12 protein-coding genes and 1 pseudogene are annotated in these 15,559 nt (G+C 46.1%); 8 read left to right on the forward strand and 5 right to left on the reverse strand.

The genetic code is table 11. The features are described from left to right. Positions 1-143: 143 nt before the first annotated feature. The 5 genes and pseudogenes from AC13CK_RS06950 to yihA all read left to right on the forward strand — a co-directional run. A complete protein-coding gene (locus AC13CK_RS06950; protein ID WP_425879481.1) occupies positions 144-1,346 on the forward strand; it encodes a PLP-dependent transferase in 1,203 nt (400 codons plus the stop codon). A gap of 18 nt (positions 1,347-1,364) precedes the next feature. Then, entirely contained in the window at positions 1,365-2,915 is a 1,551-nt protein-coding gene (locus AC13CK_RS06955; RefSeq protein WP_425879479.1) for a helicase HerA-like domain-containing protein, read from the forward strand. 153 nt (positions 2,916-3,068) lie between these two features. Further along, positions 3,069-3,830 (forward strand): globin domain-containing protein, encoded by a 762-nt coding sequence (locus AC13CK_RS06960; protein ID WP_005101211.1) that lies wholly within the window; start codon positions 3,069-3,071, stop codon positions 3,828-3,830. 97 nt (positions 3,831-3,927) lie between these two features. After that, complete coding sequence (locus AC13CK_RS06965) at positions 3,928-4,368, forward strand: RrF2 family transcriptional regulator (RefSeq protein ID WP_425879476.1); 441 nt, start codon at positions 3,928-3,930, stop codon at positions 4,366-4,368. A 105-nt stretch (positions 4,369-4,473) separates the two neighbouring features. Then, positions 4,474-5,250: pseudogene (gene yihA / locus AC13CK_RS06970) on the forward strand (ribosome biogenesis GTP-binding protein YihA/YsxC); the annotation flags it as partial. Positions 5,251-5,524: 274 nt separating this feature from the next. Here yihA and AC13CK_RS06975 read toward each other — a convergent pair. Both AC13CK_RS06975 and AC13CK_RS06980 read right to left on the reverse strand, forming a co-directional pair. Further along, positions 5,525-6,772: a dicarboxylate/amino acid:cation symporter gene (locus AC13CK_RS06975; RefSeq protein ID WP_253102191.1), complete on the reverse strand. Its 1,248-nt coding sequence runs from the start codon at positions 6,770-6,772 to the stop codon at positions 5,525-5,527. Positions 6,773-6,946: 174 nt separating this feature from the next. Continuing rightward, entirely contained in the window at positions 6,947-7,819 is an 873-nt protein-coding gene (locus AC13CK_RS06980; protein WP_004645045.1) for an acyl-CoA thioesterase, read from the reverse strand. A 282-nt stretch (positions 7,820-8,101) separates the two neighbouring features. Between AC13CK_RS06980 and plsB the strand changes: the two genes are divergently transcribed. Then, complete coding sequence (gene plsB, locus AC13CK_RS06985; protein WP_425879473.1) at positions 8,102-10,669, forward strand: glycerol-3-phosphate 1-O-acyltransferase PlsB; 2,568 nt, start codon at positions 8,102-8,104, stop codon at positions 10,667-10,669. A gap of 239 nt (positions 10,670-10,908) precedes the next feature. Here plsB and AC13CK_RS06990 read toward each other — a convergent pair whose 3' ends face one another. Continuing rightward, entirely contained in the window at positions 10,909-11,724 is an 816-nt protein-coding gene (locus AC13CK_RS06990) for an NAD-dependent epimerase/dehydratase family protein (RefSeq protein WP_425879471.1), read from the reverse strand. Positions 11,725-11,757: 33 nt separating this feature from the next. Here AC13CK_RS06990 and recG point away from each other — a divergent pair, with 33 nt between their 5' ends. Both recG and AC13CK_RS07000 read left to right on the forward strand, forming a co-directional pair. Next, positions 11,758-13,803: an ATP-dependent DNA helicase RecG gene (gene recG, locus AC13CK_RS06995; protein ID WP_253112368.1), complete on the forward strand. Its 2,046-nt coding sequence runs from the start codon at positions 11,758-11,760 to the stop codon at positions 13,801-13,803. Further along, a complete protein-coding gene (locus tag AC13CK_RS07000) occupies positions 13,790-14,425 on the forward strand; it encodes a ComF family protein (RefSeq protein ID WP_005263771.1) in 636 nt (211 codons plus the stop codon). The genes recG and AC13CK_RS07000 overlap by 14 nt, the downstream gene beginning before the upstream one ends. A gap of 4 nt (positions 14,426-14,429) precedes the next feature. Here the strand turns inward: AC13CK_RS07000 and AC13CK_RS07005 are convergent, their stop codons facing one another. After that, positions 14,430-14,831, reverse strand: a complete 402-nt coding sequence (locus AC13CK_RS07005; protein ID WP_004732301.1) for an NUDIX hydrolase — start codon at positions 14,829-14,831, stop codon at positions 14,430-14,432. Positions 14,832-14,861: 30 nt separating this feature from the next. After that, the gene (locus AC13CK_RS07010) at positions 14,862-15,452 is read right to left on the reverse strand and encodes an LOG family protein (protein ID WP_004732303.1); all 591 of its coding nucleotides are present in this window, start codon (positions 15,450-15,452) and stop codon (positions 14,862-14,864) included. Between the last annotated feature and the right edge of the window lie 107 nt (positions 15,453-15,559).

Below are 15,559 nucleotides of genomic sequence, written 5' to 3' on the forward strand. Positions count from 1 at the left end.
AGCTATATAAATTTAGGTTTTGCAAAAATGAAGCCAACTTTTTATAAGACTTGTTGTTTTTAAACAATTCACAACGTAACTGGCAGTGAGTCACAGATTCTCTTAAGCTAGAGTAATATTTGATTACATTTGAGCGCATTCACGTGAAACAAGACTCTCAAACTCGCCTGATTCATGCACCACGAAAGGCTCCTCAAGCGATTTCTACTATTCAGCCTCCCCTCTATCGTGCATCGACCATTATCTTTAACAATACCGATGCCCTGTTTAATCGCCATTGGACCGATGGCTATGACTATAGTTATGGCACGCATGGCACGCCTACAACCTTTACTCTGGGGGACAACATTGCACAACTCGAAGGTGGTTTATATCACTTGCTCGCACCGAGTGGTTTATCCGCGATTAATCTCGTGAATTCTTGCTTTTTAAGTCAAGGCGATGAGGTTTGGGTGGCTGACAATATCTATGGTCCAAACATGGAGCATTTACGCAATCTGGAAAAGCGTTATGGAATTACAGTTAAAGTCTACAATCCCATAGAGCTTGATACGTTTCAGCCTACAGATAAAGCCAAACTGATCTGGCTCGAGGCTGCTGGCTCAGTCACCTTGGAATTTCCGGATCTGGCTGGTTTAGTGAAAAAAGCTCAGGCACACAATATTCTTACTGCGCTGGATAATACCTGGGGCGCAGGTCTGGCTTTTGATGCCTTTGATTTTAGTGAAGAGCATTTAAGTGTAGATATGACGGTACATGCACTGACCAAATATCCAAGTGGCGGTGGTGATATCCTGATGGGCTCAGTGGTTACGCGAGATAAGACCCTGCATCACAAACTGTTCCGTGCGCATGCCATTCAGGGCATTAGTGTTTCTGGTGATGATGTGGCACAGATACAACGTAGTCTGGCTTCGATGCAACTGCGATATCAACATCAATCCAACAGTGCGCTTACATTAATGACATGGCTTAAACAGCAAACCGAGTTTGTGCAAGTACTTCATCCTTCAGATCCGGACAGTGCAGGCCATCAGTACTGGAAAGAAATTTGCAAGCAAGGTGATAGTGCCGGCCTGGTCAGCGTGATCTTTGACAGCACATACGTAATGCAGGATATCCGGAATTTCTGTGATAGCTTAAAACTGTTTAAGCTTGGCTTTAGTTGGGGTGGCCCTGTCAGTCTGGTCATGCTATATAACTTAAAAGACATGCGTGTGCTGGAACATTCACACTTAAAAGACGGCTTGCTGGTTCGTTTCTGTATTGGACTGGAATATCCGGAAGATTTGATTCAAGATATTCAGCATGCACTAGAACAAATGAAAAAACTTAAAAACGAATAATAAATAACAGGAAAAGCTATGGGTAGACCAATTGTTATTGCTAAAAAAACTGCGGATGCCACACAGGATATTGTGCTGCATTCCCAACTTGCCAATCGACATGGCTTGATTGCAGGTGCCACTGGTACCGGAAAGACTGTGACTTTAAAAGTATTGGCGGAGAGCTTTTCTCGAATTGGTGTACCTGTATTCCTCGCCGATGCCAAAGGCGATGTGTCCAGCCTGACCAAAGCAGGTGAAAGCAGCCCCAAGTTTGATGAACGGATTAAAAGTCTCAATATCGAGTCCATTCCTTTTGCAGCCTCACCAGTGGTGTTTTGGGATTTATTTGGCGAACAGGGTCATCCGATTCGGACTACCATTTCTGAAATTGGCCCGCTGCTGCTGGCGCAAATACTGAATCTGAATGACACCCAGGAAGGCGTTTTATCTGCCGTGTTTCGGATTGCCGATGATCAGGGTTTATTGCTGATCGACTTTAAAGATCTGAAAGCGATGCTGAGTTATGTCTCTGAGCATGCGGCTGACTTTAAAGCTGAATATGGCAATCTTTCACCCGCCAGTCTCGGTGCGATTCAACGTAATTTGTTAGCACTGGCTGACCAAGGCGGTGACCAGTTTTTTGGCGAGCCGGCGCTGGATCTGATGGACTTTCTGCAGACGGACAGTCAGGGCCGTGGCAATATCAATTTGTTGGCGGCTGACAAGCTGATGAACACGCCTAAGCTGTATGCCACCTTCTTACTCTGGATGCTCTCCGAGTTGTTTGAACAGCTTCCAGAAGTTGGCGATCTGGACAAACCGAAACTGGTGTTCTTCTTTGATGAAGCGCATCTCTTGTTTGACAATGCCAGCCCTGCCCTACAAGATAAAATTGAGCAGGTGGTGCGCCTGATTCGCTCTAAAGGCGTGGGAATTTATTTTGTCACGCAAAATCCGTTGGACTTGCCGGAAAGTGTCTTAGGCCAGCTCGGCAATCGGGTTCAGCATGCTTTGCGGGCTTTCACTCCCAAAGATCAAAAAGCAGTAAAAACCGCAGCAGAGACTTTCCGCGCCAATCCTGAATTTAAAGTCGATCAGGTGATTACCGAGTTAGCAGTAGGTGAGGCCCTAATTAGCTGCCTGGATGAAAAGGGCATTCCACAAATTGTAGAGCGTGGCTGGGTCATGCCGCCGCATTCATCCTTTACACCGATCTCGCTTGAAGAACGCAAGGCTCTCATGCAGCAAAGTATAGTTGCCGGTATTTATGAGCAGCCAGTCGATCGGGACAGCGCCCACGAAATGCTGCAAAACAAGGTCGCAGAACGCCAGCAACAGGCTCAGGCCGCCGAATTTGCCAAACAACAAAGCAAGGAACAAGAAGCTCTTGCCAAGCAGCAAATTAAAGAACAGGAACGTCTGGCACGAGAACAGCAAAAAGAAGCTGAACGCGCAGCCAAGCAACGAGAAAAACTGACTCAGGATATTGTCGGCACCTTTGCCAAAAGTGCTGCCCGCAGCCTGGGCGGGAGTACTGGGCAGAAAATTTTGCGCGGCTTACTGGGTTCGCTGTTTGGCCGCAAATAATTCCTCTCCTTTTCCGATCATCATCATACTTTTTATGGGATATTCTTATATCCCATAATTTTTTTATGGTTTTATGACTATGCGCTATTGTAAAGCCATTTTAAAAGATGTAATTTAAATACATCTTTTAAAAAACACCTATAGACGGCTCTCATGACTCCACAACATATCGAACTTGTACAAGCGACTGTTCCTGTTTTACGTGAAAACGGCGTAGCACTTACCACGTATTTCTATAACCGCATGTTGAACAACCATCCAGAGTTGAAAAACACCTTCAACATGGATCATCAAAGTACCGGCCGTCAACCACGTGCCTTGGCTGCCGCAGTACTTGCCTATGCCGAAAACATTACCAATCCGGGCGTTTTGGCCAAAGCCATCGAACGCATTACCACTAAACATGTCAGCCTGGATATTCAACCGGATCAATATGCGATTGTCGGTGAGAATCTGTTGCACTCGATCAGCGAAGTTTTAGATGTACCCATGGACTCAGACCTGATTGCAGCCTGGAAAGAAGCGTATATGCAACTGGCAGATATTTTGATTGGTGTGGAAAAATCTAAATATGCCACCCTAGCTTCTGAAAATGGTGGCTGGGCGGGCTGGCGCGAATTTGAAGTAGCAGCAGTGAATGATACCGACGCAGGTAAAATCTTTACACTTAAAGCTAAAGATGGTGCAGCGATTGCAAGTGCTGAAGCCGGTGAACATATTTCAGTACGTGTACAGGTGCCTGAACAGCACATTCGTCAACCACAACAGTTTAGCTTTGATCAGGCTCAAAACGAGCAATATCAAATTACTGTGAAAGCGGAAGAAAATCCAACCGCATTCTCGGTTGCACAGACACTGATCGACCACTACAAAGTTGGTGATGTAGTTGAAGTGTCTGCCCCGCTCAAGCTTTAATTGCAAAAACGGTTTAGACTAGCATCAGATTCTGATTAAAAGCTCCATTCGTGGAGCTTTTAACATTCAATTCTTTCATTTTCTAGCTGTTGACCTTATGCAACTCAATAAATTCACTGACTATGCGCTTCGGATTCTGATGTATGTCGCACAGCCACGTGATCTCCCCTATACCATTGCAGAACTTGCCGAGCGATTACAGGTTTCACAAAATCATGCCATGAAAATCGTGCATTTTATGGCGAAACAGGAGTGGCTGATTACCATACGTGGTAAAGGTGGCGGCATACGTTTAAATCCGGCCAGCCTGAACCTCCAGCTGGGACAGATTGTGCGGATCCTGCAACGCGACAACAATGTAGTGGAATGCAATAGCCCACCCTGCGTATTACGTCCGACCTGTGGCTTAAAAGGCATTTTAGATGATGCCGTGGAACAGTTTTATAGCAGTCTGGATCAATATGTACTTAAAGATGTGATTAGGCCACGAAATGCGCGTTTCAGCACAAATTCTCCGATCAGCCTGATTAATCTTTAAAGTCTTCAGGGTCATGTCTTGTGACTTATTCTTGCGGCAAAGTTCGCTTGCCTGTGCGACTTCCTTTATAATGTTTCATTGTAGATCATTTATTGAAGTTGAGTTATGCACCACAGCAGAGGAAAATCCAAAAACAGTAAGACAGCCCATGCGCCTAAGCAAAAGATCAGCTACGAGAAAAAAGTTGATTCTGCCATTACTGAATATTCTGTGCGCGCACTCAACTGGCTACGCAAAGCCGAATTTTTAATGAGTGCACCCAAACTCAGTCTTTGTGTAGAAGATACAGGCTATGAAATTGCTTTTGCCGGCCGCTCAAATGCGGGTAAGTCTAGTGCGATTAATGCCCTGACCAACCAGAAACAGTTGGCACGTGCATCGAAAAAACCTGGCCGTACCCAGATGATCAACTTTTTCAGCCTGGGCAATCCGGATCAGCGTCTGGTCGACTTACCCGGTTATGGTTATGCGGCTGTGCCTGAAAAAATGAAACTGGTCTGGCAAAAAGAACTGGAAAATTACCTGATTCACCGCCAGAGCTTACAAGGCCTGGTATTGCTGATGGATATCCGCCATCCCCTGCAACACTTTGATGTGATGATGCTGGAATGGGCTTATTCCCGCCAGTTGTTCGTGCATGTCTTGTTAACCAAGTCAGATAAACTAAACCGTGGTCCTGCATCCAAAGCCTTGCAGGAAGTCAAAGCGGCATTGAAAAAGATGAAGGTGGATTTCTCGATTCAACTGTTTTCCTCCATGAACAAACAAGGTTTAGAAGAACTGGCCAGTGTCATGGGTGGCCGTTTGAACTTTACCTTAGATCAAGCCTCTGAATATGATCTGGACAGTATTCCGGAAGCATCAGCGCATGATTTAAATGAATCTGATGAACCGCTTGAAGAGCTCGAGCTTAGTGAAACTGATTCGGAGCATGTTGCCGAAGTATCGACACATGATTTAAATGAAGCTGAAGAACCGCTGGAATTACTTGAGCAGGATCAATCCGAGCTTAAAGCGGCAGATGAATTGAATCAGAATAAGCATTCACCGGATTAAGATCCATATCACCGCAATGGTCTGGGAGTTCTGGATTTATTAAAACTTACCTTATAAAAAAAGCAGACCAATGGCCTGCTTTTTTTATTTTTTAAATGTTTTAGCTATCTGTAGCTTGAAGATCGGGTTCACGCGTATGCCGGTCCACCACCACACTGATCATCATATCCCCTTGAACATTCACGACTGTGCGTACGGTATCCAGTAAACGGTCGATCGGTAAAAGAATAGCAATCGCCTCGGCAGGCAAACCGACCGACTGCAAGACCATGATCATGGTCACCATACCGGCACTCGGAATTCCTGGTGCACCTAAGGATGCAATCATCGCCGTGGCGCAGACCACCAGTTGCTGCCCCAGACTCAGATCCAGCCCCATTAAATTGGCAATAAATAATGCTGCTGCCGCTTCATACAGTGCTGTGCCATCCATATTCAACTGTGTACCAAGTGGAATCACAAAGCCTGCGGTATGTGGACGTACTCCTAAATTTTCCTGTGCGCATTTCATTGACAAGGGCATGGTGGCCGAACTGGAACTGGTAGCAAAGGCAGTAATCAGAGCAGCTCGTGTGCCTTTAAAGAACGTGACCGGATCCATCTTGCCGAAAACCCATAGCAATAAAGGCAAGACCACGATGCCATGAAAAATCGTCGTGCCGGTAACCACCGCAGCGAATTCAGCCAGACGACTGAGGACTGAAACATCTTCAGTGGCAATTAATTTAGCCAATAAGGCAAAAATACCAAGCGGTGCCAGTTTCATCACCCAGCCAATCATCAACATCATGATTTCGAAAAACTGGTGACTCAGCTTGCGCACAGTACGAAACTTATCCCCACCTGCCACCAGTGCCACACCAACAAATAAGGCAAAGACTACCACCGCCAAGACATTGCCATCGGCAAAAGCTTTAAACGGATTGATCAGGGTATTCTGAATAAAATTGGTAAAGAAAGATGAAGGTGTCAGGGTATCTGGCGTTTGATGTTGCGCCATGGCATCCTGGAACATCAGCACATCAACACCCTTACCGACATCAAACAAATGCGCACACGCCAGACCTAAAATGAGCGCCAAGGTGGTGGTGGTCACACAGCACATCAGGGTGATTTTCCAGGTGCGGCTTAGCTGCCCACCCGCCTGCAGATTGGATACGCCGACCACGATCGAGCTAAAAATCAGCGGCACTAACAGCATTTTTAACAAGCCAATAAAAATGCTGCTGACGATACCGATGCCATATAAGCTGACATCAAAAAATGAGGTCTGCGGAAATATCGTCAATAGAAATCCAAACAGCACCCCCAATACGGCGGCAATTAGAATTTGCGTATTTAAGCTCATCTTTTCATGCATTTTTAATATTGATCTTAAGCCGCACTATGCCATGCGAATTCTACAGAATCGAGTAATATTTTATAAACGCGGCGTGAGGACATGATATCAAATGGCCATTTTCATCCGGCTTAAAAACAAAAAGCCGAATCAGGGATTCGACTTTTTGAGCAGGAAGAAAAATTACTGTGTTTCGATTTCACGTAAACGGATCAAGCCTTCCTGAGAGGTACTGCAGACCAGCTCACCGTTCTGCCACATCCGGCCAAAATTCAGGCCACGCGAACTGGCGCTTTGGGTGGCATCCATATCGTAAAGCATCCACTCATCCGCACGGAACGGTTTATGGAAGTACATGGCATGGTCAATACTGGCACATTGCAAACTTGGCGAGATATAGCTCAGACCATGTGGACGAAGCGCTGTGGTCATCAAGGTAAAATCAGAATAGAAAGCAGCAATAGCCTGATGCAAGGAGATCTGATCGACTTCTGCAGCAATACGGTCATGCGTACGGATATAGTGCGCATAAGACGGTGCTTCAGGTTGAGGCTGGAATGGATTTTGCGGATTGACCGGACGAATTTCCACATGACGATCACGAGTGAAAGATGCACGGACATTTTCCGGAATAAACTCAATAATCTGTTTGATCAGTTCCGCTTCATTTTTCAGGCTTTCTGCCGGTGGATATTCAGGCTCTGAAATCTGGTAATTTAGCCCTTCTTCCTGATGCGCGAAAGACACCATACACATGAAAATGGTACGGCCATGCTGAATAGCGCGCACCTGACGGCTGACAAAGCTCTTGCCGTCACGGATACGATCCACTTCATAAATAATCGGTGCATTGACATCCCCGCCAAACAGAAAATAGGCATGTAATGAATGTGCTGGACGATCTGTGGTATAAGACGCGGCGCGTAGTGCCTGCCCTAAAACCTGCCCACCGAACACGCGCTTGCCCACCAGATTCCGGCTGATTCCCCGGAAAATGTTTTCTTCTAACTTTTCTAAGCTGAGCAGCTCGACCAGTTCCTGTGTTAAGGCATTCATAAGCAACCTATCTAATATTGGAGATATCCAAAATGGAAAAACGGATCTAAATAATTGATCTGGAATATTCTGCCACAAAATCAGACCGAAACTCTAAAGTTTGCATGACTGTTCTGTCATACTGATGTCATAAGTGACTAGGAAAAGCACCTGCTTTCACGCTAAAATTGAAGCACTTCTGTTGAAGTTGTTAAAAAAAGATATATTGTTTCGCTTTAGAAACCCGCAAAATAAATTCCCTCAGAAGTCCTGTGGTTTTGGTCAGTAAAATTAGGAGCAGCTATGTCCAAGAATGGCTTTGGTCAAATGTATCGCAAGCTTTCAAGTAAGTTACTTGATCTTGTGGTTACCCCTCATGTTCTTGGGGAAGTACCAAGTGAAGTGACAGCGCCTGAATCTGATCAGACTGCAACAGACTCGCGAAAGCTGGTCTGCTACGTTTTACAGAACCATTCGCGCAGTAATGCACTGGTGGTCGATGCAGAAACGCGACGCTTAAAATTGCCGGCTGCACTTGATCCAATGCAACTGGGCAATAATAAGGAAAAAGCATCGGTACTGTTTTTACAGCATCATGATGAAAATAACCTGTTGAGTTCACCGCCACATGCGTTTCCACCGCGCCTGTTACGTCTGATTGAAATCCTGGAACAGCATCCTGAGCTGGATGTCGAACTGGTTCCGGTAACAGTACTTTGGGGACGTGAACCTGAGAAAGAAGATTCCTGGTTTAAGCTTTTATTTACCGATACCTGGTCTACACCAAGCCGGGTCAAGCAACTGGTCAATATCGGCCTGCATGGTCGCCAGTCTTATTTAGAGTTTCATGAACCGCAGTCTTTACGCACCTTGATTAACTTTGCCAAAGAGACGCATCCAAATTCAGCGCCGGCCACCTATATTGTCAGCACTTTAAATGATTACCTGGATGGTCAGCGCGAAGTCATTCTCGGGCCGGACCTGTCCGACCGCCGTAATGTCATGCATGGCCTGATCAAGTCACCAGATGTACAGGCGGCGATTCGCAATGACAGTATTCGTAGCAAAATCTCGATGCTGGAATCTGAACGTCGTGCCATCGGTTATCTGAACGAAATCGTTTCCGATTATTCTCACTCGACTGTACGCTTTGCCGACAAAGCCCTGACCCGCTTATGGACGCAACTGTATGACGGCGTGGAAGTGCATAACTTCAGTACCGTACGGGAACTGGCCAAGGATTACGAGATTGTCTATACCCCATGTCACCGTAGCCACATCGACTATTTATTATTGTCTTATGTGATCTATCGTCGTGGTCTGATGGTGCCTTATATCGCTGCGGGCGATAACCTGAATATGCCTTTTGTCGGTCAGATTTTACGTGGTGGCGGTGCCTTCTTTATTCGCCGTACTTTCCGCGGCAACGCGCTGTATACCACGGTGTTTAAAGAATATCTGTATAGCGTCCTGTCACGTAATACCCCGCTGGAATACTTTATTGAAGGCGGCCGTTCACGCACCGGTCGTTTGCTTCCGCCAAAAACCGGGATGCTGGCGATGACCGTGCATGGTCATTTACGTGGCAAATCTAAGCCGATCGTATTTTTGCCGACTTATATCGGCTATGAACGCCTGATGGAAGGTGGCACTTATGTCGGTGAAATGAGTGGCAAGCCGAAAGAAGCCGAGTCTATTTTCGGCATTTTGAAAACTCTGCGCAAGATTGAACGCATTTTCGGCAAGGTACACCTGAACTTCGGGAACCCGGTATTTCTGGATGACATTCTGAAACAGCATGGCGCAGAAAATATCAAAATCGAAAAGAATGACGATCCGATTCCACAAGCGGTTTCTGATGCAGTGAATAGCTCGGCACAAGCCATTCTGGAAAACATCAACAGTGCGGTCGTAATCAATCCAGTATCGCTATTATCTTTAATCTTGCTGGCTACGCCGAAACATACGCTGGATGAAGAGATCTGTATCAAACAGCTAGATACCTATCGCACCTTGCTGGCTGCCCTGCCTTATGATGAGCGCATGCAGGTGACGCCACTTTCTGGCAAGGAAATTATTGCCTATGCAATGAAGCTGAAACTGATCAAGCGAGTCAAGCATGTACTGGGCGATATCATTGCCATTGAAGACAATCAGGCCGTTCTGCTGACCTATTTCCGCAATAATATTGTGCACACTTTTGTGCTGCCCTCCCTGATAGCCGCCCTAGTTGAACATAACGGTACCATTCGCCGTCATGATGTCGTGAATATCAGTAGTACCCTGTATCCATTCCTCAAAGCCGAACTGTTCTTAAAATGGCATGAAGATGAAATTCAGGATCAAGTGAATGCGCATATTGACAGCTTAATTGCCTCGAAACTGATTACACAAGATGGTGAAAACCTGATTGCACCGGCACCGAATACGGAAGCGCATCATCAGCTTGAAATTCTGGCTGCGCCCGTAACTCAAAGTCTGGAACGTTATTACATGACTTTGGCACTGATTACCCAACGTGGTTCTGGCAATATCTCGACCCGTCAGGTCGAAGAGCTCAGTTACCTGGTTGGTCAACGCCTGTCTGTGCTATATGAGTTCAACTCACCTGAGTTCTTCGACAAAGCCCTATTCCAGAGCTTTATTAAAGTCTTAACCCAAAAAGGTTATCTGTGTACCAATGAAGACAATGCGATTGTCTTTGATGAGCAGCTAACCAATGTGGCTCAATATGCAGATTTGGTACTGGATGAAGTGAAGCTACAAATGCTGCACCACATCACCGACTTTACGGATGAAGAACTGAAAGAAGCCCTCGATGCGGTTGCAGCTGAACAAGCCAAGAAACGCGCGAAGCGGAAAAAGAAGTAAGTTTAAATTAAATAAAAAGAGAGGCTAAGGCCTCTCTTTTTATTTAAGAATTTATAAGAAGTGAAAATTGGAAAGCTAATGCCATTATTTAAATATGAGTATTCCCTCTCCTGAGCGAGTTTTAAAGCACGGCTTTTAAAACGAAGTGCAAGTGAGGATAGGGAGAGGTCTTTTAAATAAAATCCTCCCCTAACCCCTCCTTTGAAAAGGAGGGGGATTCCTCCCTTTAAAAAGGGAGGCTAGGAGGGATTATTTTTTCCCATCAACTCCAAATAATCCTCATAACAATCTGGATGCTCTAACTCAAATCCCATTTTCTGCATTCGAGTCGCATAAAGTTTCTTACCTGTCACCTGCTCACTTTCTACTTGCAACAAAGGAAGTCCCAGCTGCTGTTGGAACCATTGCAATATTTCATGCAATAATTTTGGCTGGTTATCGGTCACAATATAAGAAGATTCCGGATGTTCCACGTGAATCATATGTGACAAGAAACGTGATAAATCTTCAATATGAATCCGGTTGGACCAGTGCAGATTCGGATATCTCAACATCGAGGCGGCCATTTTTTGTAGGCGTTCTACCGATGCTCCATAAATCCCACTTGGACGAATGATGGTACATTTCTCAGGATAAGCAGTGAAATAAGCCTGCTCCATCTGCTGCAAGATTTTGCTCTGAGCATCATTCGGGTGAATTTCAGTTTCGTCATCTACGATTTCACCGGCATCTTGCCCATAGACCCGGGTGGATGACACCACCACAATCCGTTTCACCGGATGCTGTTTCAAGGCAGCCACAATAGGCTGAACAGAATCCAGATAGGTTTGCTGATAGCCTTCAACCGTACTTTGTTTTGGACTAAGTAATACATAGACCCAGTCAATCGGTGTAACTGCTGTTAAATCCAGTTGATGCACATCCTGAATCAGATGAGTTGCGAATGAATCTGTTTTGGGACTCTGGCTAATTGTGCTAATTTGATGACCTTGCTCAAATAGTTGTTTAGCCACACGTCGGGATGTTTTACCATAACCGGTAAATAAAATATGCATTGAGCACCGAATCACAAATCTGGTTGAGGGGACATGGCTGCAGTCCATCAGTTACAAGGCGTTGGCAATGCCGCCGCTGCATTACTCGAAAAACTAAATATCTTCAATACTGATGATTTGCTTTTTCATCTACCACGTGACTATGAAGACCGTAGCACGATCATTCCCATGAATCAATTGAGCGTGGGACGCAGTTATCTGCTGGAAGGGATCGTTAAAGGTGTAGATTTTCCACCCGGTAAACGCAAATCTATGGCTGTGCTGCTGGATGATGATTTTGGCAAGGTTACTTTACGTTTTTATCATATCTATAAAGGTATTACTGACCGCTGCAAACTGGGTAACCGTTTAAGAATTTTTGGTGAAGTGCGGGTCGGTGCGCGCGGTCTGGAAATGTATCATCCCGAACTGCAAGTCATTACTGAGGACACACCTTTACCTCAAACCCAGCTCACGGCAATTTATCCGGCGACTGAAGGTCTGACCCAGCCAAAAATACGGGATTATATTCAGCAGGCCTTGGCTCAGTATAGCGACCATCTGCCTGAATTGCTGCCAGCAAAATTTAGTAACGGTTATGCGCTGAAACAGGCACTGGAATATATCCATCATCCACCAGTCAACGCCAATATGCTGCAGCTGGCACAAGGCTCGCATCCTGCACAGCAACGCCTGATCTTTGAAGAGCTGGTGGCGCATCAGATCAGTTTATTGACACGTCGGGCCTTTATTCAGCAAGTCGAAGCGCCTTCATTTGCGCCCAGTAAAACCTATGCCAAACAGCTCTTAGCCAGTCTGGCTTTTGAAATGACCGGTGCGCAAAAACGTGTATCCAGAGAAATCGTGCAGGATTTAAAAAGCAATAAACCGATGTTGCGTCTGGTGCAAGGCGATGTCGGCGCGGGTAAAACCCTAGTGGCTGGTGTCGCAGCTTGCCATGCACTGGAAGAAGGCTGGCAAGTTGCATTGATGGCACCGACCGAGATTCTGGCCGAGCAGCATTATCTGAATTTTAAACGCTGGTTTGAGCCTTTGGGCTTAAATGTGGCCTGGCTTTCCGGCAAGCAAAAAGGTAAAGCCCGTGCCGCAGCGGAACAGGTGATTCGGGATGGCAGCGCCCATCTGGTGATCGGAACGCATGCCCTGTTTCAGGAAAATGTCGAGTTTGCCAAACTGGGTCTGGTGATTATTGATGAGCAGCATCGCTTTGGTGTGGATCAGCGCCTTGCTCTCAGAAATAAAGGGCTAGATGGTATGTCTCCGCATCAACTGGTGATGACTGCGACTCCGATTCCCCGCACACTGGCCATGTCTGCCTATGGTGATCTGGATACCTCGGTGATTGACGAGCTGCCGCCGGGCCGTACCCCGATTCAGACCGTGACCATTCCATTAGATCGACGCGAAGAAGTCTTGCAACGGATTGCCAGCAACTGTGCTGAAGGTAAGCAGGCATATTGGGTGTGTACACTGGTAGAACAGTCCGAAACCCTGGATGCTCAGGCCGCAGAAGCGACCTTTGCCGAAATTCGCGAGCGCTTTCCTGCGCTGAATATCGGACTGGTACATGGCAAGATGAAAGCCGATGAAAAACAGGCGGTAATGCAGCAATTTAAAAATAATGAATTACAGCTCCTGATTGCCACCACCGTGATCGAAGTCGGCGTCGATGTACCCAATGCCTCCATTATGGTGATTGAAAATGCCGAGCGTCTGGGTCTATCTCAATTGCATCAGCTACGTGGCCGGGTCGGTCGTGGCGCCAAAGCCAGCTTCTGTGCCCTGCTGTATAAGCATCCACTTTCGCAAAATGGTCAGGAACGTTTAAGAATCATGCGCGAAACCAATGATGGTTTTATGATTGCCGAGAAAGATCTGGAGTTACGTGGCCCGGGTGAGCTGCTCGGGACCAAACAGACCGGGGACATGAATTTCCGTGTGGCCAAACTTGAACGTGATGATCACCTGCTCAATCAGGCACATTATGTGGCTCAGCAGATGCTCAAGGATTATCCCGATCAGGCCGAAGCATTATTGCAACGCTGGCTACCGGAAGCACCGCGCTATGCCTATGTTTAAATTACTGCAACATGGAAAATCCTGGCTGACCCGCTTACAGCCCTGCCAGCTCTGTCTGACCGATCATCAGTCCATTCATTCAGTCTGTGAAGATTGCTGGCGACAATTACCCTGGGCACATCAAACCATTCAACGGCAGGAAATGCAGTTCCAGATTGCCTGCGACTATGCTTACCCGATGGACCGGCTGATTCAACTGTTTAAATATGAACAGAAGCTGCATTTGCAAAATTTACTGGCAGGTGTGCTGTTAAGTTTAGACCTACCTAAAGTCAGTGCGATAATACCGATGCCGATCTCGAATGAGCGTCTGGCTGAGCGCGGTTATAATCAATCTCTAGTGCTGGCCAAACATGTGGCAAAACAGTTGAATGTACCCATCTGGCAACCTGTTCGACGAATGAAACAACACTCGCAAAAGGGCCTAAGCCGGCTGGAGCGGATTGAAGACATCCAATCACAATTCCAGATCAGTACCATTTCCAAGCTGCGTTACCGTCGGGTGCTGATTATTGATGATGTGGTGACGACCGGCAGCTCGATTCGAGCACTGAGCCAAACACTTGAACAACTGGGCTGTCAAAAAGTTTATGCAGCCTGTCTGGCAGGTGCTCAAATCTGAAAATTTAAGCTTGGGCGAGTAACTGCGACTTCACCCAAGGAATCACAATTTCAGTGGTCAAGGGTGCGAGTCGTAGCTCTTTTTCATCCAGATCGACCCATTTCATTTCGGCAATTTCCGCTTCAATTTTTGGTGCTTGATCCAGACTTACCCAATAGACATAACTCACCAGTTGATGATCTGGTTCATTCGCCGTCTGGGTTTCAAAACGCCCAATGAATTGCTGAATCTGTGCCTGTGTGCCAATTTCTTCCTGAATTTCACGCAACATCGTTGCTTCTGGTGCTTCATTTGGCTCCAGCTTGCCACCAACCTGCATAAAGCAGGACGTCCCTTTTTTACGAACCACCAGCAGTTGCTGCGCTTCATTTAAAATAATGGCTGCAGCCACCGTAATCACTTTCATTTATTTTCTACAAATCATGCTGTGGACAGCTTATTTTACAAGATCGGTCTGATCGACCATACCCCATTTCGCTTCAGGCGGCTGATAACTTTCAAACTGGCGCAAAATATCATCCAGATTATCACTCACAATTAAAGCATCGCTAAAGCGCGCTTTGGTAAAACCTTTCTCAGTCGTCATATGGATAAATTTGAGTAAATCATCGTAAAAACCATCTACATTTAAAAAAGCACAAGGCTTTTTATGAATTCCCAACTGTGCCCAGGTCCATTGTTCAAAAATTTCTTCCAGGGTTCCAGCACCACCCGGAATGGCAATAAATCCCTGTGCCAGTTCCGACATGCGGGTTTTACGTTCATGCATATTATCGACCACAAATAGCTCGGTAATATGCGGATGCGCCAGCTCACGATTGACCAGCTGTCTTGGAATTACGCCAATCACCTTGCCACCAGCAGCCAAAGCACTATCAGCGATAATTCCCATCAAGCCAGAACGACCACCGCCATAGACCAGCGTCTGATGCCTTGCTGCCAAGGTTTGGCCAACCTTTTCGGCAATCTGGGCATAGAGAGGATCCGAGCCCAGTGCTGAACCACAAAAAATTGCAATAGAATTCATCATTTCACTCTCCAATTGACGCTATATTGTACGAAATCGCTGCAAGCGCGCTTTTTCCAAAAATAACTGCTTAATATCAGTGTTTTTATTCAATTCCTTGTCTAAAA

This window comes from Acinetobacter sp. L-24, assembly GCF_056857555.1.

Bases quoted from the DNA above. Each gene is read 5' to 3' on its own strand.
- AC13CK_RS06955 (WP_425879479.1), top strand. From the start codon at position 1,365: ATGGGTAGACCAATTGTTATTGCTAAAAAAACTGCGGATGCCACACAG.
- AC13CK_RS06960 (WP_005101211.1), top strand. From the start codon at position 3,069: ATGACTCCACAACATATCGAACTTGTACAAGCGACTGTTCCTGTTTTA.
- AC13CK_RS06965 (WP_425879476.1), top strand. From the start codon at position 3,928: ATGCAACTCAATAAATTCACTGACTATGCGCTTCGGATTCTGATGTAT.
- AC13CK_RS06975 (WP_253102191.1), bottom strand. From the start codon at position 6,772: ATGAGCTTAAATACGCAAATTCTAATTGCCGCCGTATTGGGGGTGCTG.
- AC13CK_RS06980 (WP_004645045.1), bottom strand. From the start codon at position 7,819: ATGAATGCCTTAACACAGGAACTGGTCGAGCTGCTCAGCTTAGAAAAG.
- plsB (WP_425879473.1), top strand. From the start codon at position 8,102: ATGTCCAAGAATGGCTTTGGTCAAATGTATCGCAAGCTTTCAAGTAAG.
- AC13CK_RS06990 (WP_425879471.1), bottom strand. From the start codon at position 11,724: ATGCATATTTTATTTACCGGTTATGGTAAAACATCCCGACGTGTGGCT.
- recG (WP_253112368.1), top strand. From the start codon at position 11,758: ATGGCTGCAGTCCATCAGTTACAAGGCGTTGGCAATGCCGCCGCTGCA.
- AC13CK_RS07000 (WP_005263771.1), top strand. From the start codon at position 13,790: ATGCCTATGTTTAAATTACTGCAACATGGAAAATCCTGGCTGACCCGC.
- AC13CK_RS07005 (WP_004732301.1), bottom strand. From the start codon at position 14,831: ATGAAAGTGATTACGGTGGCTGCAGCCATTATTTTAAATGAAGCGCAG.
- AC13CK_RS07010 (WP_004732303.1), bottom strand. From the start codon at position 15,452: ATGAATTCTATTGCAATTTTTTGTGGTTCAGCACTGGGCTCGGATCCT.